Source organism: Micromonospora sp. C28ISP2-4, assembly GCF_030519385.1.
Taxonomy (GTDB): Bacteria; Actinomycetota; Actinomycetes; order Mycobacteriales; family Micromonosporaceae; genus Micromonospora; species Micromonospora tulbaghiae.
This window is the reverse complement of sequence record NZ_JAUMKG010000006.1, coordinates 38,311-59,517: the sequence shown is the minus strand read 5'-3', so window position 1 is coordinate 59,517 and position 21,207 is coordinate 38,311. Positions and strand designations below refer to the sequence as shown.

Genomic DNA, 21,207 nt, shown 5'->3' with positions numbered 1-21,207 from the left:
TGTCCCGGAGGCGACGACCCGGTTCGCCCCCGTCACCGAGGAGGCGACGACGCGGTTCGCCCCCATCACGGATGAGGCGACGACCCGGTTCCCGGTGGTGCCCATCGAGCCCGCCGCCCCGACCAGGTCGCCGGCTGCCGGGACAGCCCCGCAGGTTCCCGGTGTCCGCCCGGTGCCCCCGGCTCAGGGCGTCATCCCGGTTCCCCCGGCTCAGCGTGTCCCCCAGGCACCACCGGCGACGTACGGCCGACCGGCCACCGCTCCCGGTGTGACCCCGGTGCCGTCCCGCACGTCCGCCGCGCCTTCGCACCCGGCCGCCGCCGGCACGTCGACGCCCGGTCCGGCACCGGGAACACCCGCGGCGGCGCCTGGAACGCCGACCACAGCACCGGCGGCCGGTACGCCGCTGTCGCGCCCGCAGCCGGGCACGTCCGGTACGCCGCACCCGCAGTCACAGATGCCCGGAACTACCGGCACGCCCTCGCGGCCGTCGCCGCGGATGCCGGGAACCGTCGGCACGTCCCCACTTCCGCCCCCGCCGGTCATCCCGCCGCCGCCCGCACCGCCGGTCACCGAGGCGCCGCCCGCCGCGATCACCCCGCCACCGTCGCGGACGCCCTCGGCGCGACTCGTGCCTCCGCCTCCGACCGTCCTGCCGCCGGCGCCGCGCGTGCCGGCTCCGGCAGCCGGCGACCTGCCTCCACCGCCGGCCGTTCCGGTCGTCCCGCCGGTGTCGTCCCTGCCCGCTCCGCCACCGGTCACCCCTTCGGCCCCGGCAGCGCCACCGGCGCCCACGCCCCAGCCGGTGGACGAGTCGGCGCCGTCCGCAGCCGCCGCACCGACGCCGCCCTCCGCACCTGCTCCGCCCCGACCGGCGCCTGCCCCACGGGCGACTGCGACGGCCGAGGCAACCGCTCCCCCCGCGGAGCGGGCGGTCGGCACCGGCACCGACGCTTCCGGCCGGGGTACCACACCGCCTGTCCCCGGTGGACCGGGCTGGGACAAGCCGACGATCCAGGTGCAGCAGATCGGCCCGCTGCTGGAAGAGGAGGCGGCGCGCAAGGCCGCGACGGCGGCCACCGGCGCTCCGGCCGAGCCCGCGGCGGCCGACGCCGCCAGCGAGACCCCGGCCGGTGCACGACCGGTCAGCAGCCCTCCGGTCAGCGCGCCCACGACCAGCGGACGGTCCGAGGGCTCGCCGCCGCTCAGCGCACCGCCCGCCGGCCCGGCCCGGGCCCCCTCGTCCGGGACGCCTGCGGTGAGCGCGCCGCCGGCGAGCACATCCCCGATCGGCGGACCGTCGGCTACGGGTGGCGGCGACGCTCCCGCGAGCGTGATGCAGCCGAGCGCGCCCTCGCCGGATGTGCCGAGCACTCTGGGCGCACCCACCGCCGGTGCTCCGGCAGCAGCCGCGCCGCCGCCCGCTATGCCCCAGTTCAGCGCTCCGCCCGTCCGCGCAACGCCGGTCAGCGCTCCGCCCGCCGGCGCTGCGCCGGTCAGCGCGCCGCCCGTCGAGTCGCCCCCGACGTCTCCGATCAGCGCACCCCCCGCACACCCGGTCGGCGGATTACCGGCATCCAGCTACCCGTCGCCGACCAGCGCACCACCCGCGCCACCCGTCAGCGGCCCTCCCGGACCACCGATCAGCGCACCCCCCGTCAGCGGTCCTCCCGGCCCGCCGATCAGCGGACCACCCGCACCCGCCTACCCGTCGCTGGCCGGCGCACCACCCGCGCCACCGGTCAGCGGGCCTCCCGGACCACCTGTCAGCGGACCACCCGGACCTGGGTACCCGCCGCCGATCAGCGCACCACCCGGACCCGGCTACCCACCGCCGGTCAGCGCGCCGCCCGCCGGACGCCCACCGGTGAGCGGTCCCCCCGGCAGCTACCCGCCGCCCGTGAGCGGACCACCAGCGGCACCGGTCAGCGCGGCACCTGTCAGCGGCTCCTCCGTACCGCCCTGGGGCATGGTCGCGCCGCCGTGGAGCAGCGTCGCCCCGTCCCAGCCGGTCGACCGGCCCACCGACCCGGAGCCGGAAGAGGACGAGCCGGCGCCCGCCGAGGCGGCAGGCGAACCGGAGCGGGACGCGCCGGAGCCGAACCGGCCGATGACGATCTACGAGGATCTGCTGGACTTCCCCGAGTCCACGCGACCGGAGCCACCGGCCCAGCCGGAGCAGAGCGCCTGGCCGGCGACCCCGCCGATGTTCCACCAGCAGCCGGTCGAGCAGCAGGGCCCGTACCCGATGGAGCCGGAGCGCTCGGGCCGCAACCGCACGGTGCTGGCCCTGGTGGTCGGCGGCGCGGTGCTCGCGGTGGTGGCGGCGGTCGGTGTCGGCGCGGTGTTGCTGAACCGGGAGGCGGCGCCGCCGGCTCCCGTTCCCGCGTCCGGCTCACCGTCGCCGAAGGTGGCCGGTCCGCCGCCGGGTGACCTCAAGCTGCGCGACGACACCACCACAGTGACGGTGACCTGGACCGACCCGACGAACGGCGGGGTGCCGTTCGTGGTGGCAGGTGGCCGGGCCGGGCAGAAGCTCGGGGTGATGGCCACTGTGGACGCCGGGCAGACCCGGTACACGGTGAACGGGCTGAGCGCAAAGCTGGACTACTGCTTCACGGTGCTGGCTGTCTACTCGACCGACTCGTATGCCACATCGGGTCAGGTCTGCACGGACCGGGAGGGCGGCGGCACGCCGAACTGAGCGTCCACGGGCGACACGCTCGGTGTCCACAGGAGGACGGTGCGGGTTTCACCGGCTCCGGACGGCACCTATGATGGCTCCCGGCTCTGGGGAGGGTCGGCCGTGCTCGGCGTCTCTCCCCCACCGACACGGGGAGGCAGCCGACAGTGACCACCATCGAGGACGTCACGGGCACCGGGCCGGAGCAGGCCCGTCCACGGTCGCGGATGCGCGGCGGGCTGGTGACCATCGGCACGGTGGCCGCGCTGCTGGCCGCGATGGGCCTGACGGTGCTCGGGCTGGGCGCGGCCGACAATGCGGTGGCGAGCTTCGACGCGTCCTCCTGGTTGTGGAGCACCACTCGCAGCGAGCTGGCCCGGGTCAACGGCGTCACCGCGCGGGTGGACACCCGGATGGAGGTGCCCGGCGGGCGGCGGCACCAGATGCAGGTGGCACAGACCGACCGGTTGCTGATCCTGCGCGACCTCAACACCGGCCGGGTCAGCTCGCTGGACCTGGCGACGTTGCAGATCACCGCCACCACGCCGACCGCGCCCGGGCTCGGAGTGAGCGTGGCGTTGCACGAGGACGCGGCGTTCGTCGTGGACGCGGTGCAGGGCATCGTCCGGCAGCTCGACCCGCGGGCCCTGACGCCGGTGGGTGAGCCGGTCCGCTACCCGCCGGGCATCACCGGCGGCACGTTCGACGGCGCGGGCAAGTTGTGGATCGCGGTGCCCAGCGAGGGCACCGTCTCGGCTGTGACCGCCGCCGAGCTGCCGGAGACGCCCGGTGACGCGCCGCCGGCCGGGCTCAGCCCGAAGCGGGTCGAGACGTACGACGTGGCCGAGCCGGCGCACGAGCTGGTCGTGTCCACGCTGGACGAGGGCGTGGCGGTGCTGGACCGCACCTCGGCGTCGCTGGTGACTGTAGTCGGCGGGCAGACCCGGCGGGCGGAGTTGAGCATGACCGCGCCGGGGAACCTGCCGACGCGTACCAGCGGGCCGCAGGTGCCGGTCACGGTCTCCGGCGACCGGTCGGTGCACGTGGTGCGGGACAGCCGCGAGGTGAAGCGGTTCACGGTGCCCGGCACGGGTGCCCGGCTGAGCCCGGCGGTGTCCTGGGCGGGCCGGTTCTACTGCGCCGACGAGAACACCGGCACTGTGTACGCCTTCGACGCCGAGGGGCAGCTCGTGCAGACCGTGAAGGGCTCCGGCCGCCCCGGCCCGGTCGAGCTGGAGGTCCGCGAGAACCACCTGTTCATCAACCCGCCGGACTCGTCCACAGCGCAGGTGGTCGACGACCGCAACCAGGTCCGCGAGGTCGACAAGTACGCGAACGACGTGCTGGGTGGCGACCCGCCGCCGGTGGCTCCGCCGCCGCCCCCGCCGAAGAAGCCGAAGGTGTCCAAGCCGGGTGCGCCGAAGTCGGTCACGGCCGCCGCGGGTGACGCGTCGGCGCGGGTGAGCTGGCAGGCGGCCGCGTCCAACGGCGCCGAGATCACCCGGTACGTGGTGGAGGGCGCCGGTCAGACCCATCAGGTCGGCGCGAACCAGCGCGCGCTGGAGATCACCGGCCTGACGAACGGTGAGACGTACACGTTCTCGGTGCACGCGGTGAACGCGAAGGGTGAGGGGCCGGCGCGGCGCAGCAACCCGGTGGTGCCGACCGCCGAGGTGCCGGACCCGCCGGCGTCGGTGACCGCCGAGGCGCGGCCGGACGGCACGGTGCGGGTGAGCTGGCCCGAGGCCGACGGCCAGGGCAACAAGATCGCGAAGTACGCGGTGACGGCGACCTCGGCCGGTGCGAGCGCCCCGGCCGGTGAGTCGGCGAAGACGGAGCTGGCGGTGCCGGCCGGGCAACTGGAGTACGGCACGCAGTACGCGTTCACGGTGACCGCGGTCAGCGAGAAGGGCGCCGGGTCGAAGGCGTCGCCGGTGAGCAACACGGTGGTGCCGTTCACCGTGCCGAAGGCGCCGACGGAGCTGCGCGCGTCGACTGTCGCCGACCAGCCGGGCACGATCGCGGTGCAGTGGTCCCCGGCGGTGGACAACGGCCGTCCGGTGACGAAGTACGTGGTGGAGGCGGCCGGGAAGTCCGTCGAGGTGACCGACGTGCGGGCCACCGTGGGCGGGCTGGGCAACGGCCAGAACGTGACGGTGAAGGTCAAGGCGGTGAACGAGGCCGGGCCGGGACCGGAGGCGAGCACCACCGCGCGGACGGTGGCCGAGCCCCGGATCACTGTGACCGGCTCGTCGGCGGACGCCACGTCGGTGACTGTGACGTTCACCGTGGACGCGGGCGGCGGGCGCGCCTCCTGCACGGCGGCGACCGGCGGGAAGACGGCGAGCGGCAGTTGTTCCAGCCTGCGGGTGACCGGGCTGACGCCGGGTACGGCGTACACGGTGACGCTGACCGCGAGCAACGCCGCCGGTAAGGGCACCGCGTCCCGTGCGCAGACCACCGACCCGGTGTACGGCATCGCCACGTGCAAGAACGGGCCGGACGGCGACCAGCGGACGTACTGCGACAAGGAGGTGCCGGGCCGCAACGGCAACGAGATCTTCAAGGTGCCCCAGCAGGACAACGACCGGCAGGCGGGCTGGGTGCCGGACGGCCGGCGGCTGCGCACGTACTGCAAGGTCAAGGGCGAGAACGTGGACGCCTGGATCTACAACAACAACAAGCAGAGCAACTGGTGGATCCAGGTCGCCTACGAGGGCAAGACGTACATCCCGTGGGCCTGGCTCAACCTGGAGGGCGGCGACGACCTCAACGTCCTGCCCACCTGCTGACCGCACCACCCGAGAGGCGCATCCGTGAACACGCACGAACCGCTGAGCCAGCCGGAGGTGCAGGGCTTCGCCGCTCTGGCCGCCCGGCTGGCCGACAACGTCAACGCGGTCGTGCTGGGCAAGCCGCAGGTGGTGCGGCTGGCGCTGACCGCGTTGTTCGCGCAGGGGCACGTGCTGCTGGAGGACGTGCCGGGCGTCGGCAAGACCACGTTGGCGCGGGCGGTCGCGGCCACGGTGAAGGGGCAGTGGCGGCGGATCCAGTTCACCCCGGATCTGCTCCCCTCCGACGTGTCGGGGGTGACCATCTTCAACCAGGCCAGCCGGGGCTTCGAGTTCCACCCGGGGCCGGTGTTCGCCAACATCGTGATCGCCGACGAGATCAACCGGGCGTCGCCGAAGACGCAGTCGGCGCTGCTGGAGGTGATGGAGGAGCGGACCGTCACGGTGGACGGCGTACGGCATCCGGTGCCGCAGCCGTTCCTGGTGGTGGCCACGCAGAACCCGGTGGAGATGGACGGCACGTACCGGCTGCCCGAGGCCCAGCTCGACCGGTTCCTGGTGAAGCTGTCGGTCGGCTACCCGGACGAGGCGGTCGAGGTGGAGGTGTTGCGCGGCGCCACGGTCCGCTCGCCCGACTCGCTGACCGCCGTCACCGACACCGCCACTGTGGGCGAGATGGTGAAGATGGCCCGGCGGGTGCACATCGCCGAGCCGCTCTACGCGTACGCGGTGCGGCTCGCAGCGGCGACGCGTACCCATCCGCAGGTACGGGTCGGGGTGAGCCCGCGCGGGGTGATCGCGCTGACCCGGGCGGCGTGCGCCTACGCGCTCATCGACGGCCGGGGCTGGATCATGCCGGAGGACCTGAAGGCGCTCGTCGAGCCGGTGTTCGCGCACCGGCTGCTGCTCACCCCCGACGCGCAGGTACGGGGTGTCACGCCCGCCGAGGTGCTGCGCCAGGCGGTCGCGTCGGTGCCGGTGCCGCTGCCGTCGGGCCAGGCCGCAGCGGTGCACGGCTGAGCGTGGGGATCACCGCCCGTGGCATCGGGCTGCTCGTCGCCGCTCTGGTGCTGCTCGGCGTGGGGTTCCGGTACGCGTACCCGGAACTGACGGTGCTCGGCGCGGTGGCCGGCGTGGCGGTCGGCTACGCCGTGGTGAACGCGGCCTGGCGGCCCCGGCTGAGTGTGGAGCGGCGGGCGGACCCGGACCGGGTGGCCCGGGGTGAGCCGGCGGCGATGGAGCTGACGGTGCGCAACACCGGCCGGTTGCGGGCGGCGAACCTGGTGGCCGAGGACCGCTGCGCCGGCGCGCTCGTGCCGGTGCCGCTGCTGCGGTTGCGCCCGGGCCGGGACACGGTGGCGCGGTACGAGGTGCCGACGCACCGGCGCGGGGTGGTGCCGGTGGGGCCGCTGCGGGTGGTGCGCCGGGATCCGCTGGGGCTGGTGGCGCTGGCGCGCGGCTACGGCGGCACGGTCCCGGTGTGGGTGCACCCGCGCATCCACCCGCTGTCAGCGGTGCCCACCGGCGCCGGGCGCAGCCTGGACGGGCGTACCGACAGCGTGCCGCACGGGTCGATCACGTTCGACTCGCTGCGGGAGTACGTGGTGGGCGACGAGTTGCGCCGGGTGCACTGGCGTACCAGCGCCCGGGTGGGTGAGCTGATGGTGCGGGAGAACGTGGACACCAGCCTGCCGCGCCTGGTGGTGGTGCTGGACAACCGGGCGTCGGCGCACCCGGGCCGGGCCGGTGGTGTCGCGGAGTCGTTCGAGTCGGCGTGCGAGGCGGCGGCGTCGGTGGTGGCCGCCGCGGTGCGGGAGGACCTGCCGGTGCAGCTGCTGCTCGTCGTACCGGCCGAGGTGGAGCCCGCGGGCGCGGCCGGGCCGCTGGACCGGCTGGCCGCCGTGGAGCTGGCGGAGGCCGGACCCGAGGTGTTGCCCGCCGCGACGGGACGGCTGCGCCGGGACCGGCTCGGCGACACGCTCGTCTTCCTGACCGGCCCGGGTGGCCGTGACGACCTGGGGCACGTCGGCGGGCTGCGCGGCGCGTACCCCTCGGTGGTGGTGGGGGTGTTCGGCGCGGACGGGCCGACGGCGGCCGGCGCGGCGGGCCTCACGATCCTGGACGCCGCGGACGGCGCGGCGTTCGCCGCCGAGTGGGACGGGGTCCGCCGGTGGTGACGCCGCCGCGGGCCGAGACGGCGGCGGGGCGGGCGTTGCGGGCCGCGCCGGTCCCGGCCGCGCTGGTCGTGCTGGTCGCGCTCTCCGGCGTGGTGCTGGGCCGGGTGTACGCGGACCCGCTGCTGACCCGCCTCATGGCCGGTGCGGCAGCAGGGTCGGTGCTGGTCAGCGTGGCCGCGCGGCGGCTGCCGTCCTGGCTTGTCGCACCGCTGTCGGTGGCCGCGCTGACCGGGTGGACGCTGCTGTCGCTGCGGCTGGCCGCCGCGCACGCGGCGCTGCCCGGCGGGCTCGGTGAGGTGGCCGCCGACGCGGCCCGCAACGCGATCCCCCGGCTGCTCACCGCGATGATCCCGGTCGAGCCGGCCCCGGACACGGTGCTGGTCCCGGTGGTCGCGGCGTGGCTGGCCGGGCTGACCGCCGCCGAGGTGGCGCTGCGGGCCGGGCGGGTGCTGCTGGGCTACCTGCCGCCGGCGCTGCTCTACGCCGGCGCGCTCTACGTGGTCGGTCCGAACGCGGATCCGGCGATCGGCCCCACAGTGCTGTTCGCGGCCGTCGCGGCGGCCGGCCTGGCGACGCCCGGGCGCCGCGACGGCCCGGCGCCCGATCCGGTCGCCGGTCTCAACCCAGCGGTACGCGCGGCGGTCCGGCTGCGGCTGGTGGCGGCGAGCGCGGCCGGGCTGGCGGTGGTGGTGGCGCTGGCGGCGCTGCTCGCCCCGGTGGTGGCCGCCCAGGTCGACGAGCGGCCGGTCGACCCGCGCCGCTACGTGGAGCCGCCCCGGGTGGAGTCGCTGGACGAGAACCCGCTGATCCGGATCTCCGGGTGGGCGCTGAACCCGGACCAGCGGTTGCTCGACGTGCGTACGACCGGGGACGCGGCCGGGCAGGGGTCGCCGCGGATCCGGCTGGCGGTGCTCAGCGACTACGACGGGGTGACCTGGCGGGTCGGCGCCACGTACCGCAACGCGGGAAGGGTCCTGCCCGCCGCCGCGCCGGCCCCGGGCGCGGCCTCCGACGAGGTGCGCCAGGAGATCACGGTCGGCGACCTGACCGGGCGGCTGCTGCCGGCGGTGCCCACGCCGCGTGAGGTGACCGGCGCGCGGGTGGCGTACGACCCGGCGACCGGAACGCTGATCCGCCCGGAGGGGCTCACGCCGGGCCTGCGGTACGAGGTGTCGTCGGTGCGGGAACGCCCGGATGCGAACCTGCTGCCCACTGCGAACGTGCCCGCCGGTGACGAGGTGGCCCGGGTGCTGCGGGTGGCCGACGGCGCGCCGGAGCCGCTGCGCCGGCTCGCCACCCAGCTCGCCGAGTCGAACGGCGCCCCGTACGCGCGTGCCGACGCGATCGCCACGTTCCTGGCCGAGCACTACCGGGTGACCGCCGACGCGCCCAGCGGGCACGCGTACCCGAACCTGGCGTTCTTCCTGTTCGGACCGCGTAACGGCGGTGGGCAGCGGGGCACCTCGGAGCAGTTCGCCGCCGCGTTCGCGGTGCTCGGCCGCCTCGCCGGCCTGCCGACCCGGGTGGTGGTCGGGTTCGAGCCCAAGGGCGACGGACCGGTGCGGGCCGCCGACGCGTACGCCTGGCCGGAGGTGCTGTTCGACGGCGTCGGCTGGGTGCCGTTCGACCCGATGCCGCGTCCGGACTCCGAGCCCCGCCCCGTGGAGGAGGACTTCCGGCCGCAGCCGGAGGATCCGCCGCCGTCGGAGGTGCCGGCGCCCACCGAGGAGCCGAGTGCCACTCCCCCGGCCGCCGCGCCCCCGCCAGGCCGGGAGCAGGGCGGCCCGGGTACGCCGGTGCTTGTCGGTGGCGGCGTCGGCGGGCTGGCGTTGCTGGTCGGCGCGATGCTGGCGGCCCTGTTCGCGGCGCGCCGACGGCTGACCCGCTCCCGTCTGGACGCCCCCGACCCGGGCGAGCGGGTCGCGGGCGCGTGGCGGGAGCTGACCGACGCGCTGCGGCTGGCCGGACACCCGGCCGGGCCGGACCTGGCGGCGGCGGAGGTGGCCGAGCGGGCCCGCCGCACGCTCGTCGAGGCGCGCGCGGCGCGGCCCGGAGAGGGCGCGGCCGGCCCCAGGGACCGGCCCGGAGCGGGCGCGGCGGCCGGCGGCCCGGACGAGGCGGCGGTCGACGAGCTGGCCACTCTGCTCAACCAGGCGGGCTTCGCGCCGGGCAGCGTCACGCCGGAACAGGCGGAGCGGGCCGCACGGCTGAGCGCCGGCTTCGCCGACGCGCTGCGCGCGGCCCGGCCACGGTGGCGACGGCTGCTGTGGACGGTCCATCCGGGGCCGCTCCGGTGGCGCCGCTGACCGGACCGGGACGGCGCCGGCGTGCGCCCCGCTGCCGCCCGCGGCCCGGAGGGCTGCCGTGACATGCCGGGCTCAGCGGTCGGCGGCGCGCAGCTTGCGGACGAGCTTGCGCAGCCCGGCCTGCCAGCCGTCCGGATCCTCGGCGCGGCGGCGGGCGTAGTCGGCGACCTCCGGGTGCGGCAGGATCAGGAACCGCTCCTCGGCCAGCCCGGCGACGACCGCGTCGGCGACCTGGTCCGCTGTGAGGATCGCCCCGGAGGCGGCGATCACCCGGGCGCCCAGGTGCCCCTCGGCGAGCCCGTCGGCGAGCATCGGCGTGTCGACGCCCTGCGGGCACAGCGCGCTGACCCGGATGCCGGCGTCCCGGTAGGTGATCGCCAGCCACTCGGCGAGACCGACGGCGGCGTGCTTGGTGGCGGTGTACGGGGCGTCCCCGACAGCCGTGAGCACACCCGCCGCCGAGCACGTGAGCAGCAGGTGACCCTGGCCCCGGCTGAGCATCCCGGGCAGCACGGCACGGGCGCTGTGCAGGTGCCCGAGCACGTTCACCCGCCAGGCCCGGTCCCAGTCCGCGTCGGGCGCGTCGATGCCGCCGCCGGTGGCCACGCCGGCGTTGGCGCAGAACAGGTCGATGCGGCCGTGACGGCGCTCGGTCTCCTCGACCAGCGCGCGTACCGCCGCCTCGTCGGTGACGTCGAGCCCGGCGCCGCTGGCCACCGGGCCGATCGCGTCGGCGGCCGCGCGGGCCGCGTCGGCGGCCAGGTCGGCCAGGACGACGGCGGCGGCGCCTTCGGCGGCGAACCGGCGGCCCAGTGCCACGCCGATCCCGCCGGCCCCGCCGGTGATGACCACCACCCGGTCGGTCAGGTTCATCTCAGGCCACCTTTCCGGGGGCGAGCCGGGGCAGCAGGTCCATCCAGGCCGTCGCGCCGCCCTCGGTGATCTCGGGCGTGGGCAGCACCGCGACGACCGGCACGTCGACGCCGTTGTCGGCGTACCGGCGGACGGCCGCCACGCACTGCTCGGGCGAGCCGTGCAGCACCAGCGCGTCGACCACCTCGTCCGGTACGGCGGCGGAGGCGCCCCGCCGGTCCCCGGCGGCCCACGCCTGCCACATCGGGCCGAGCGAGTCCTCCCGGCCGAGCCACCTGTGGAAGGCGGCGTACGCGGGCACGGTCAGGTAGCCGGTGATCATGCGGCGGCCCAGCGCGCGGGCGTAGGCGGCGTCCTCGGTGGGGCAGACGAAGATGCGGGCGGCGACGTCGAAGCCGGGCCGGCGCTCCCCCACCTCGGCGAGCGCTGTCGGCACGTCGTCGGCGGCCAGCCAGTTGAGGATCACCCCGTCGGCCTCGGCGGCGGCCAGGCGCAGCATGCCGGGGCGCAGCGCGGCCAGCACGACCGGCGGCGGCACGCTGGGCGGGCGCTCCAGCGTGAACCGCCGGACGGCGAACGTGTCGAACGCCCCGTCGACGGTCTCGCCGCGCAACGCGGCCCGCAGGAACCGCAGCACGTCCCGCGTGCGCTTGAACGGCTCGTCGAACGCGATCGCGTTCCAGTCCCGCACCAGCACCGGCGACGAGGAGCCGACGCCGAGCGCGAAGCGGCCCGGCGCGGCCTCGGCCAGCGCGGCGGCGCTCATCGCGAGCAGTCCGGGCCCTCTGGTGAACACCGGCGTGATCGCGGTGCCGAGGCGCAGCCGTGGCGACCACGCGGCGGCCAGGGCCAGCGGGGTGAACGCGTCGGCGCCGGCCACCTCGGACGACCACACGTCGGTGAATCCGGCGTCGTCCAGCGCCGCGTAGACCGCGGCGTGGTCGGCCAGCGGAATGCCGCCCAGCGGCACGGTCATGCCCCATCGGTTCGTCACCCGTCGATGGTGCCCGTCCGGCCCCACCGGGAGCAAGATCCAGGCGGATATGGGTACGAGGCGTTCGGCCGCGCCCGGGGCCGCCGGCCGGAGGAGGCGGCGACGCCGTTCTGAGCGGCGACGCCCGTGCGGCGCACCGCGCCCGGGCTACGATCCGCGCGTGACCTTCTCGCTCGTCGCCCGCTCCGCCGACGGGCGCCTGTACGGCGTGGCAGTGGCCAGCCGCTTCCTCGCCGCCGGCGCGCTCGTGCCGGCCGCCGAGGCACTGGTGGGCGCGGTCGCCACCCAGGCGCACGCCAACCTCGCCTACCGGGCGCAGGCGCTCGCGCTGCTGCGCACCGGCGTCAGCGCCACCGACGCCGTGGCCGGGCTGGTCGCCGCCGACCCGGGCCGCGACGACCGGCAACTCGCCGTGGTGGGGGCGAGCGGCGACGGTGCCACCTGGACCGGGCCGCGCTGCCACCCGTGGGCGGGTGGGCAGGCCGGCGACGGCTGGGCCGCGCAGGGCAACATCCTGACCGGCCCGCAGGTGATCGACGCGCTGCGCGACGCCTGGCTGGCCCGCGACGACCTGCCGTTCCCGCAGCGCATGCTGGCGGCGCTCACCGCCGGTGACGCGGCCGGCGGTGACCGGCGCGGCCGGCAGAGCGCCGCGATACTCGTGGTGCAGCGCCACGGCGGCTACGCCGGCACCGGCGACCAGCTGGTGGACCTGCGCGTGGACGACCACGCCGACCCGGTCGCCGAGCTGCGCCGCCTGCTCGGCATCCACCACATGCTGTTCGGCCGCCCCGAGCCGGCGACGCTGCGGGATCTCACCGGTCCGCTCGCGGCCGAGGTGGCGGAACTGCTCGCCGCCACCGGTCACCCGGTCGGCCCGGCCGGCCTGGACGACGCGCTGGCGGCCTGGACCGGCCTGGAGAACCTGGAGGAACGCTTCGTGCCCGGCCGGATCGACCCGATCGTGCTGGACCACCTGCGGCGGTGTGCCGGGCGCTGAGAGGTCAGCCGCCGAAGGCGAGCCGGCCGATGCCCGCGCGCGCCAGCTCGGCCTGCTCGTCGCCGGTCAACGGCAGCCGACCGGTGGCCTTGCGCAGCACGGTGAGCGCGTCCCAGCGCAGGCCCGGCGGCACCGGCCCGCCGCCGGTGAGCACGCCGACCACCACGGCCGCCGCGGCCGGGGTCAGCCACGGCGGCCGGTCCAGCGCGTGGGCCAGGTCCAGGCCGTGCACCGCGACCTCCACCACGCGGGTACGCAGGAACTCCGGCAACGCCATCGCGTCACCGTGCCGGGTGCGGACCACCCGGCCGGGCGGCGCTGCGGCGACCGCCTCGTCGGTGGCGCGCCAGGCCCGGCCGAACTCCCCCGCCACCTCGGCCGCGCCGGGGTGTTCCCGGGCGGCCCGGCGTGCCGAGTCGACGCGGTCCCGGTCGACCGGCGGGCTGAACTTGGCGGCGCCGAAGTAGGCGGCGGCGTCGACCTCGGCCCGGGGCGGCGCGGGTTCGGCGAGCATCGGGGCCAGGCGCCCGGCTCCGGTGCTCACGTGCGCGATCAGGTCGCGTACCCGCCAGGGCGGGCACGGGGTGGGCCGGTCCAGCGCCGCGTCGTCCAGGTCGCGCAGCACCCGTTCCAGGCGTTCGCACTCGGCCCGGAACGCCGCCCGTACGGTCCGCACCGGCGGTCAGCCCTTCCAGCGGGGCACCAGCCGGTGCACCACGACCAGCACCAGCGCGGCCACCACGGCCATCGTGCCGGCGATGCCGGCGGCGCTGCCCGCGTACCCGATGAACAGCGGACGGCGGCCGAGCGCCTCGACGGGGACTGTGGAACGGTCGACGAGCCAGGACAGCGCCACCGCGGAGGCCAGCAGGGCCACCACGCCGATGCCGCCGAGCACGGCGCCGGCCACCCGGTGCGCGTCGCCCGGCTCCACCACCGCCTGCTCCCGCTGGAAGAACAGCAGCACCAGCCCGGCGACAGCGGCCCACGCGCCGACCACCAGGTACGCGGCGACCGCGTCGCTGGGCCGGTGCCAGCCGGCGGAGAGCGTGGCGACGCCGGCGGCGGCGGCGTACCCGGCGCCGAGGAACGCGCCGGCGACCCGCAGCTTGCGTGGCAGCACCAGGATCAGCGCGACCGCCACCGAGGCGGCCACCGCGGTGTGCCCGCTGGGCAGGCTGTTGCCGGCGGCGGCCCGTTCCGGGTCGATGCCGAAGTCGGGACGGACCAGGTAGTGCTTGAGCAGCTGCGTGGTCACGTTGGCGCCGGCGATGAGCAGCGTCGCGGTGACGGCGAGCGCCTTGCGCCCCCGGATCAACGCGATGAAGCCGATCACGGCGGTCGCGGCCAGCAGCGACACCACCGACATGGCGTTGAGGAGTGTGTCCACCGGACCGTCGATGCGGTCCTGGCCGATCCGGTTGCCGGTGAGCGCCACCGTGTCCAGCCACTGGCCCAGTTCGGTGTGTACGGCGAAGCGCCACACCAGCCCGAACGCGGCTGTCTGGATCAGGGCCAGTACGACCAACCAGACCGCCGTCCAACCCCTCGCCGTCTCCCGCACCCGGACAACTTAACGGTAGGTCCGCTTCGGCGCGCGGCGGAGCGCCATCGGTGGCGGCGTACGGTGAGGCGGGCGATTTCGAGGAGGTGGCGCGTGACCGGCACGCCGCAGCGGCAACCGGAGGACGGACCGCGGCCGGAGTCGCTGGCCGACCTGCTCGGCGGCCGGCGCGGGGCGGTGGACGCGACTCTTCCCCCGCTGGCGTTCGGGCTCGGCTGGGTGCTCGGCGGCCTGGGCGGCGGCGTGCTCGCGGCGGTGCTGACCGGCACGGCGGTGGCGGGCTGGCGGTGGCGGCGCGGCGACCGTCCCCGCTCGGTGCTGGTAGGGCTGCTCGCGGTCTGCGTGGCAGCGCTCATCGCGTTGCGCACCGGCCGGGCCGCCGACTTCTTCCTGCTCCAGATCGCCGCCAACACGGCGAGCGCGCTGGCCTGGGCGGTGAGCATCGTGGTGCGGTGGCCGCTGCTGGGCGTGGTGGTCGGCACGGCGCTGGGCCAGCGCACCCGGTGGCGGCGCGACCCGGCGCTGCTGCGGGCGTACGGCCGGGCCAGCTGGGTGTGGGCCGCCACCTACGTGCTGCGGGTCGCGGTGTTCGTCCCACTGTGGCTGTCCGGACAGGTGATCGCGCTGACAGTGGCGCGGGCGGCGCTGACCTGGCCGCTGATCGCGGCGGCGCTGGCGGGAAGCTGGGTGGTGATCCGGCGCTCGCTGCCGGCCGGTCATCCGGGGCTGCGGCATCCGGTGGACCCGGCGGACGCCGACGGTGTGGGGGCGCGCACAGAATAATGGAGAGGCCGCCACGGGGGGAGCGGCCTCTCCGTCAAATACGTTACTCCGTCCGAGGCCCGGATGTGATCCCGTGGACCGCTGAATTTTCGGTGCCTTTTCGCGCCATGGGTCGTCGCCGGGCGGAGTGGTGGGCCGGCCGGTCCGCTGCGTCGGCCGGACGGCCGGCCCACCCGGCCTGACCGTGGGCGTCAGGCCGTTCGCCGACCCGGCCGCTCCGTTCCCCCATCGGCCGGGTCGGCCTCCTCCGCGGGCGGGCTCTCACCCGCCCGCGGAGGAGGGGTCACCTCACCCTTGCGGGAAGTAGGTGCCGTAGTCGGCGTACGCCATGGCGATGTCCGCCTGCGCCCAGAACCGGTGGTAGTTGAAGACCGGCTCGGGACCGCCGTCCAGGTACGCCTGCACCTTCGGCCAGTCCGGGTCGTTCTTGTAGAACGAGCGGATGTCCAGGAAGCTCTTGCCCGGGGCGATCACGTCGCCGTTGGGCATCTTCCCGGTCCAGCCGTTGGGGACGTAGAGCCCCTGGCCGTCGGCGGCGTTGTAGACGTCGTCGAAGCGCTTGTAGTCGCCGCGCTTCTCCGGCGTCGAGACGCCCTTGCTGTCGGCGGACGCCGAGAGCGCGTCCAGCAGGCCCTTGGCGGTGTCCTTCGCCGCGGTGTTGCCGGACTTGGCCGCGTACGCGATGAGCGTGCGGGCGTAGGCGCCGGCGACGCCGACGTCCTGACCCTTCACCGTGACCTCGACGTGCAGGTTGGTGTTCGGCTGCGGGCTGCTCGGGTTCCAGTTCGCCGGCTGGCCGGTCCACTTCATGTCCGACGGGATCGACCAGTTGGTGCCGACAGTGGTGTTGGCGATGGCCCACGGCACCCACTTGTCCAGCAGCGCCTTGGCCTTCGCGTTGCCGGTCTCCAGGTAGAGCTCGGCGATGCGCTGCATCGACCAGGCCTGCATGCCGAACCACTGGTTCGACGGCGGGTCGTTGTAGACCGGGTCGACGTCGTAGTACATGCCGTAGAAGGTGGCGGTGCCGGACGGCGGCTGGGCGTAGCTGCCGTCCCAGCTGTTGGTGGCGCCACCGGCGATGCCGCCCTCGGCGGACTGGAGCCAGGTGTAGAACTCCAGCTGCCGGTCGAGGCTCTTCTGCCAGTCGGAGACCGCGGTCGGCGACTTCGGCTTCAGCTCCGCGACGTTGGTCATGGCCCAGGCCGCGAACGGGTTCTGGTAGCCGAAGTGGCTGTGGCTGGAGCCGATCCGCCACGACCAGTTCTGCGAGGTGTCGTACGCGCCACCCCAGGCGTAGTACCAGGAGAGCAGGTAGTGCGCCGAGTCACGGCCACTGCCGGCCGGGCAGGTGGACGCCCCGACGCAGTTGCCGATCTTCTTGAAGTACTTGTCGAACAGCGCGTAGCGCAGGTAGTCGCCCATCTTGGCGGCCTTGGCCACGGTGGCCGCCACGTCGGCCTGCTTGCCCTGCGCCTTGGCCCAGGTCAGCGCCCAGTAGGCGGCCTGGACGGCACGCGCGTCGGCGTCCGGGGCGTTCGTGTACTTCCACTGCTTGGCCGGGGCGCTGGACTCCTTGACGAACAGGTCCAGGTAGCCGTTCGGGCCGCCGTGCTTGAACGTGTCGCAGGACGGCTGCGGCACGGTCTCCCACACCGACTCCTGGGTGCCCCGCTGGAACGTGTTGATGTACGCGGGCCGGGTGGTGCCGTCGCCGCAGCGGCCGTAGCCGTAGGTGTTGTCCACGTCGAGCAGCCAGTGCATGCCGTAGATGTCACCGGTGCCGTAGGTGGACTGCAGCTCCGAGCGCAGCGGGTCCTGGCCGACCGGGACGCTGGCCTCCAGCGCCGACGGGTACTGGCTGGGCAGGTTGTGCTCGGCGGCGTACTGCGGGGTGCCGGGCGAGCCGGCGGTGGCCTGGTCGGCGTGCGACGGGATGATGTACTTCTCCATCACCGTCCAGGCGTTGTTGAACGGGGCCCAGTTCTGGGTGACCCGGCCGTACTGCGCCTCCAGCCAGAGCCAGAAGCTGAACGCCTCCGAGGTGGTCTCGTGGCCGTGGTCGGGTGCCTCGACGATGAGCGTCTCGATCGAGTGGTACGGCACGCCCTCGGGGCTGAAGTAGCCCGAGTTCTTGATCTTGCCGTACTGGTCGAGGAACTTCTTGATGTAGGCGTTGTCGCCGCCGGGGGTGTCGTTGTCCGCCTCGGTGGCGACGACGGAGATCGGGGCGTAGCCGGTGGCCGACGCGGTGATCGTGGCGGTGCCGCCGACCGTGTCGGAGTCCTCCGCGGCCGACACCGTGGCGGTGACGCCGGTGCTCCAGTTGCTCGACGTGAGCGTCAGCGTGGACGGCGAGACCGTGATGTCGCTGTCACCGGTGACGGCGAGGGTCACCGGCACGTTGGCCGTCGGCGCCGCGCTGAGCGTGTACCGGACGGTGGCGCTGCCACCCTCGGCGACGGTGACCGCCGACGGGCTGGCGACCAGCTTCGGCCCGCTCGCCTCGGTCACTGTGAACGACTTCTCCGAGACGGCCGTGCCGCCCGCGTTGTCGTACGCCTTGGCCTGCACGGTGTAGCTGCCGGCCGGCAGGTCGAGCAGGTCGTACCCGTACGGCGCGGTGGTGTCGGTGTTCACCAGCAGGCCGTTGCGGTAGAACTCGACCTTGCTGATGGTGCCGTCGGCGTCGCTCGCGGTCGCGGTCAGCGGCACGTCGGCCGGCGCCTCGAACGGGCCGGACGGCACGCTCAGGGAGACCGTCGGCGGCTGGTTGGTCTGCGCGCCGTTGCAGGCGACCCCGTTGAGGGTGAACGCGGTGGGCTTCGGGTTGCTGCCGCTGAAGCTGCCGTTGAAGCCGATGCTGGTGGACCCGCCGGTGGGCAGGCTGCCGTTCCACGACTCGTTGGTCGCGGTGACCTCGCTGCCGGACTGGCTCCACCGGGCCGACCAGCCCTGAACCACGCGCTGGCTGCTGTTCGGGAAGGTGAACTTCAGCGACCAGTTGTTGAGCGCGTCGCCCAGGTTCTTGATGGTGACGTTGGCGGTGAACCCGTTGTTCCAGTCGTTCGTCGCATAGGTCACGTCGCATGCGGGCGCGGCCTGTGCGGCGCCCGCGGGCAGGGCCACCCCGCCTATGACGAGGGCGGTGGCGGCGACCATCGCCGTACGGCGACGTCTGGCCAGAAGTCTCATGTGGGCGGTGTCTCCTCGGACCGGGCCGGGACCGTGGGCCCCGGCGGGGCGCCTCCACGCGCCGACGGGGCGTACGCGGGGGGACGGAGGCGTCCGGAAAGGTGGTCGTCCCGGCCGTGCCGGGGATCGGGGCGCCGCACCGGTTCGTCACCGGGTGCCCTCGGCGGCCCGCGCTCGCGTTCACTGGCTCCGCGTGGCGTGACGAGAGTGTGACATGGAAGCGCTCCCACCACAACGGCCAGCGTAGATACGCGCTTCCATGTTTCGATCTCGTTTAGGGGCTTTTCCAAACCCGTGACGGGCGTTACAGTCGCAGCATCGCCGATGGGAGCGCTTCCATCGACGGAGATACAAGTACTGGATCGCCGGGTACACCCGTGCCCGGCGCGTCGGCCAGAGGCCGACGGCGGACCAGCCCGGACGCCGCCGCCGGCCGTCACCCGCCAGACGGAGGGAGGTGGAACCAGAGCCACTCGCGTGGCCCGGCTCCCGCGCGACGCGCACGACGGACGCCAACTCCACTTCGTGCGTGTGTGCACCATCGGTGGGGACGGGGGTTGCCCTCCCCCGTCCCCACACTAAACCCCCGTTGTCGACGGCAAAAGAGGCCGACGGGACAGGCGTGACACGCCACCCGGACGGCCTTTCTCGCTATCCGCCCCACCCCTCGCCGCTCACGCCGCCGCGAGCGACGTTCCCGAGCGACGCCCCCGCCCACCCACTTTCCGGCCGCCCGCCGGCCGCGCCGCAGCTCGCCGCGACCGCCGGATCGGGCCGGCCGCTCCCCTGGCTATGATGGGAGCGCTCCCGGCCCAGGGCGGCCCGTCACTCCGAGGAGAAACCTCATGTCGTTACTCACCCGACGGCGCCTGCTCCGCCGCGCCGCCCTGTCCGCGACCGCAGCCGGCGCGGCCCGGACCGGGCTCGCCGGCGCCACCGTGGCAGGGATCGCCGCGTCGACCGTCGCGCTCGGCGGCTGCGACAGCCCGCCCGAGCGCACCACCGACCCGGAGCCGGACCGCGGGCTGCGTTTCCCGGACGGCTTCGCCTGGGGGGCGGCGACCTCGGCGTACCAGATCGAGGGGGCCGCCAAGGAGGACGGGCGGGGTGAGTCCGTCTGGGACACCTTCAGCCACACACCGGGCCGGACCCGCAACGGCGACACCGGCGACGTCGCGGCCGACCACTACCACCGGTACGCGCAGGACCTGGACCTGATGCGCGACCTGGGGCTGCGCAGCTACCGGTTCTCCATCTCCTGGCCCCGCATCCAGGCCGACGGCTCCGGCCGCCCCAACCAGCGCGGCCTCGACTTCTACCGCCGGCTGGTGGACGGGCTGCACGAGCGCGGCATCGCGCCGATGGCCACGCTGTTCCACTGGGATCTCCCGCAAGCCCTCCAGGACGCCGGCGGCTGGGAGAACCGGGACACCGCCGAGCGCTTCGCCGAGTACGCCGACGTGGTGTTCCGCGCCCTCGGCGACCGGGTGCCGGTCTGGCTGACCATCAACGAGCCGAAGACGGTGGTGCAGAACGGCTACATCTGGGGCCACCACGCGCCGGGCATCCGCGACGAGGACGCGGCGTACCTGGTCGCCCACCACCTCCAGCTCGGCCACGGCCTCGCCGTGCAGGCGCTGCGCGCCTCCGGCGCCACCGGCCGGATCGGCCCGGCGCTCAACCTGCACCCCTGCTACCCGGCCGACGACTCCGCCGAGTCGGCCGCCGCGACCCGGCTCTACGACGGCTACGAGAACCGCCTCTACCTCGACTCGATCTTCAAGGGCGCGTACCCGCAGGACGTGCTGGACGACCTCGGCCCGGACAGCCGGATGGTCCGGGGCGTCCGCGACGGCGATCTGAAGATCACCTCCAGCCCGGTCGACCTGCTCGCCGTGCAGTACTACACGCCGATCTACGTCACCGGCGACGGCGGCACGGTCCGCAAGTGGCCCACCTCCGAGGCGGAGTGGCAGCAGATCTACCCGGAGGGCATGTACGACATCCTCACCCGGGTCACCCGCGACTACGGCCGGGTGCCGATCACCATCACCGAGAACGGCCTGCCCTGCCCGGACGTGCCCGGCGCGGACGGCAACGTCGACGACGCCGGCCGGGTCACCTTCCTGCGCGACCACTTCGCCGCCGCCCACCGGGCCATCGGCGACGGGGTGCCGCTGGAGAGCTACCACGTCTGGTCGCTGCTGGACAACTTCGAGTGGGCCGAGGGGTACGAGCAGCGCTGGGGCCTGGTCTACGTGGACTACGCCAGCCAGCGGCGGGTGCTCAAGCGCAGCGCCCACTGGTACCGCGACGTGATCCGCCGCAACGGCCTGTGAACCGGCGCGCGCCCCGGCCGGCGGTGTGCCGGCCGGCCGGGCGCGCGCGTCGGCCGGCGCAGCGCGGCAGCGCCGGCCGCGGCTCAGCGCGGCAGCGCCTGCTGGAGTTCGGCGCGCAACGCCGGGGTGAGCATCTCGCCCGCCTGCTTGGCCAGCCGCGCCATCTCGTAGCCGACCACGCCGATGTCGGCGTCCGCCCCGGCCAGCGTGGCCAGGATCGAGCCGTCCCGGATCTGCATCACCAGGAAGTAGCCGCGCCCCATCTCGACCACCGTCTGCTTGACGACGTCACCGTCGAACATCTGGGCCGCGCCGGCGGTGATGCTCATCAGACCGGAGGTCACCGCGGCGAGCTTGTCCGCGTGGTCGCGCGGCAGATGCGCCGAGATCGCCACCAGGAGCCCGTCGGAGGACACCACCACCGCGTGCGCCACCCCGGGAACGCGCTCCGCGAACGCGTTCACCAGCCAGCTCAGGTCGCGTGCCTCCTGGCTCAACGTC

15 protein-coding genes are annotated in these 21,207 nt (G+C 74.9%); 8 read left to right on the top strand and 7 right to left on the bottom strand.

The features are described 5' to 3' along the window. Nucleotides 1-210: 210 nt before the first annotated feature. Nucleotides 211-597 carry a hypothetical protein gene (locus Q3W68_RS21700; RefSeq protein ID WP_302907526.1) on the bottom strand — a complete coding sequence of 129 codons (387 nt, stop codon included), beginning with the start codon at nt 595-597 and terminating at the stop codon, nt 211-213. A 1,303-nt stretch (nt 598-1,900) separates the two neighbouring features. Between Q3W68_RS21700 and Q3W68_RS21695 the strand changes: the two genes are divergently transcribed. From Q3W68_RS21695 to Q3W68_RS21675, 5 genes are all read left to right on the top strand, one after another. Next, nucleotides 1,901-2,704: a fibronectin type III domain-containing protein gene (locus Q3W68_RS21695; protein ID WP_302907521.1), complete on the top strand. Its 804-nt coding sequence runs from the start codon at nt 1,901-1,903 to the stop codon at nt 2,702-2,704. Between the two features lie 206 nt (nt 2,705-2,910). Then, complete coding sequence (locus Q3W68_RS21690; protein WP_302907520.1) at nt 2,911-5,475, top strand: fibronectin type III domain-containing protein; 2,565 nt, start codon at nt 2,911-2,913, stop codon at nt 5,473-5,475. Between the two features lie 24 nt (nt 5,476-5,499). Continuing rightward, a complete protein-coding gene (locus Q3W68_RS21685; RefSeq protein WP_302907196.1) occupies nt 5,500-6,495 on the top strand; it encodes a MoxR family ATPase in 996 nt (331 codons plus the stop codon). 2 nt (nt 6,496-6,497) lie between these two features. Continuing rightward, entirely contained in the window at nt 6,498-7,652 is a 1,155-nt protein-coding gene (locus tag Q3W68_RS21680; RefSeq protein WP_302907195.1) for a DUF58 domain-containing protein, read from the top strand. Nucleotides 7,653-7,687: 35 nt separating this feature from the next. Further along, on the top strand, nt 7,688-9,958 hold the full coding sequence (locus Q3W68_RS21675) for a transglutaminase domain-containing protein (RefSeq protein ID WP_302907519.1): 2,271 nt from the start codon (nt 7,688-7,690) through the stop codon (nt 9,956-9,958). A gap of 72 nt (nt 9,959-10,030) precedes the next feature. On the opposite strand, the gene Q3W68_RS21670 is transcribed toward Q3W68_RS21675, so the two are convergent. Both Q3W68_RS21670 and Q3W68_RS21665 read right to left on the bottom strand, forming a co-directional pair. Further along, nucleotides 10,031-10,831: an SDR family oxidoreductase gene (locus tag Q3W68_RS21670; protein WP_302907194.1), complete on the bottom strand. Its 801-nt coding sequence runs from the start codon at nt 10,829-10,831 to the stop codon at nt 10,031-10,033. 1 nt (nt 10,832) lies between these two features. Next, complete coding sequence (locus Q3W68_RS21665) at nt 10,833-11,807, bottom strand: LLM class F420-dependent oxidoreductase (RefSeq protein ID WP_302907518.1); 975 nt, start codon at nt 11,805-11,807, stop codon at nt 10,833-10,835. A 178-nt stretch (nt 11,808-11,985) separates the two neighbouring features. Between Q3W68_RS21665 and Q3W68_RS21660 the strand changes: the two genes are divergently transcribed. After that, nucleotides 11,986-12,825, top strand: coding sequence for a DUF1028 domain-containing protein (locus Q3W68_RS21660; RefSeq protein ID WP_302907193.1), 840 nt, complete (start codon nt 11,986-11,988; stop codon nt 12,823-12,825). 4 nt (nt 12,826-12,829) lie between these two features. On the opposite strand, the gene Q3W68_RS21655 is transcribed toward Q3W68_RS21660, so the two are convergent. Next, nucleotides 12,830-13,501, bottom strand: coding sequence for a maleylpyruvate isomerase N-terminal domain-containing protein (locus tag Q3W68_RS21655; protein WP_302907192.1), 672 nt, complete (start codon nt 13,499-13,501; stop codon nt 12,830-12,832). Between the two features lie 6 nt (nt 13,502-13,507). After that, nucleotides 13,508-14,389, bottom strand: coding sequence for a phosphatase PAP2 family protein (locus Q3W68_RS21650; RefSeq protein WP_302907191.1), 882 nt, complete (start codon nt 14,387-14,389; stop codon nt 13,508-13,510). A gap of 93 nt (nt 14,390-14,482) precedes the next feature. Here Q3W68_RS21650 and Q3W68_RS21645 point away from each other — a divergent pair, with 93 nt between their 5' ends. After that, on the top strand, nt 14,483-15,172 hold the full coding sequence (locus Q3W68_RS21645; protein WP_302907190.1) for a DUF3159 domain-containing protein: 690 nt from the start codon (nt 14,483-14,485) through the stop codon (nt 15,170-15,172). A gap of 288 nt (nt 15,173-15,460) precedes the next feature. Here the strand turns inward: Q3W68_RS21645 and Q3W68_RS21640 are convergent, their stop codons facing one another. Further along, nucleotides 15,461-18,358 carry a glycoside hydrolase family 48 protein gene (locus tag Q3W68_RS21640; protein WP_302907517.1) on the bottom strand — a complete coding sequence of 966 codons (2,898 nt, stop codon included), beginning with the start codon at nt 18,356-18,358 and terminating at the stop codon, nt 15,461-15,463. A gap of 854 nt (nt 18,359-19,212) precedes the next feature. Between Q3W68_RS21640 and Q3W68_RS21635 the strand changes: the two genes are divergently transcribed. Continuing rightward, nucleotides 19,213-20,706 carry a GH1 family beta-glucosidase gene (locus tag Q3W68_RS21635; protein ID WP_302907188.1) on the top strand — a complete coding sequence of 498 codons (1,494 nt, stop codon included), beginning with the start codon at nt 19,213-19,215 and terminating at the stop codon, nt 20,704-20,706. Between the two features lie 83 nt (nt 20,707-20,789). Here the strand turns inward: Q3W68_RS21635 and Q3W68_RS21630 are convergent, their stop codons facing one another. Continuing rightward, a complete protein-coding gene (locus Q3W68_RS21630; RefSeq protein WP_196806755.1) occupies nt 20,790-21,203 on the bottom strand; it encodes a roadblock/LC7 domain-containing protein in 414 nt (137 codons plus the stop codon). Nucleotides 21,204-21,207 lie beyond the last annotated feature (4 nt).

Bases quoted from the DNA above. Each gene is read 5' to 3' on its own strand.
- Q3W68_RS21690 (WP_302907520.1), top strand. From the start codon at position 2,911: ATGCGCGGCGGGCTGGTGACCATCGGCACGGTGGCCGCGCTGCTGGCC.
- Q3W68_RS21670 (WP_302907194.1), bottom strand. From the start codon at position 10,831: ATGAACCTGACCGACCGGGTGGTGGTCATCACCGGCGGGGCCGGCGGG.
- Q3W68_RS21665 (WP_302907518.1), bottom strand. From the start codon at position 11,807: ATGACCGTGCCGCTGGGCGGCATTCCGCTGGCCGACCACGCCGCGGTC.
- Q3W68_RS21635 (WP_302907188.1), top strand. From the start codon at position 19,213: ATGTCGTTACTCACCCGACGGCGCCTGCTCCGCCGCGCCGCCCTGTCC.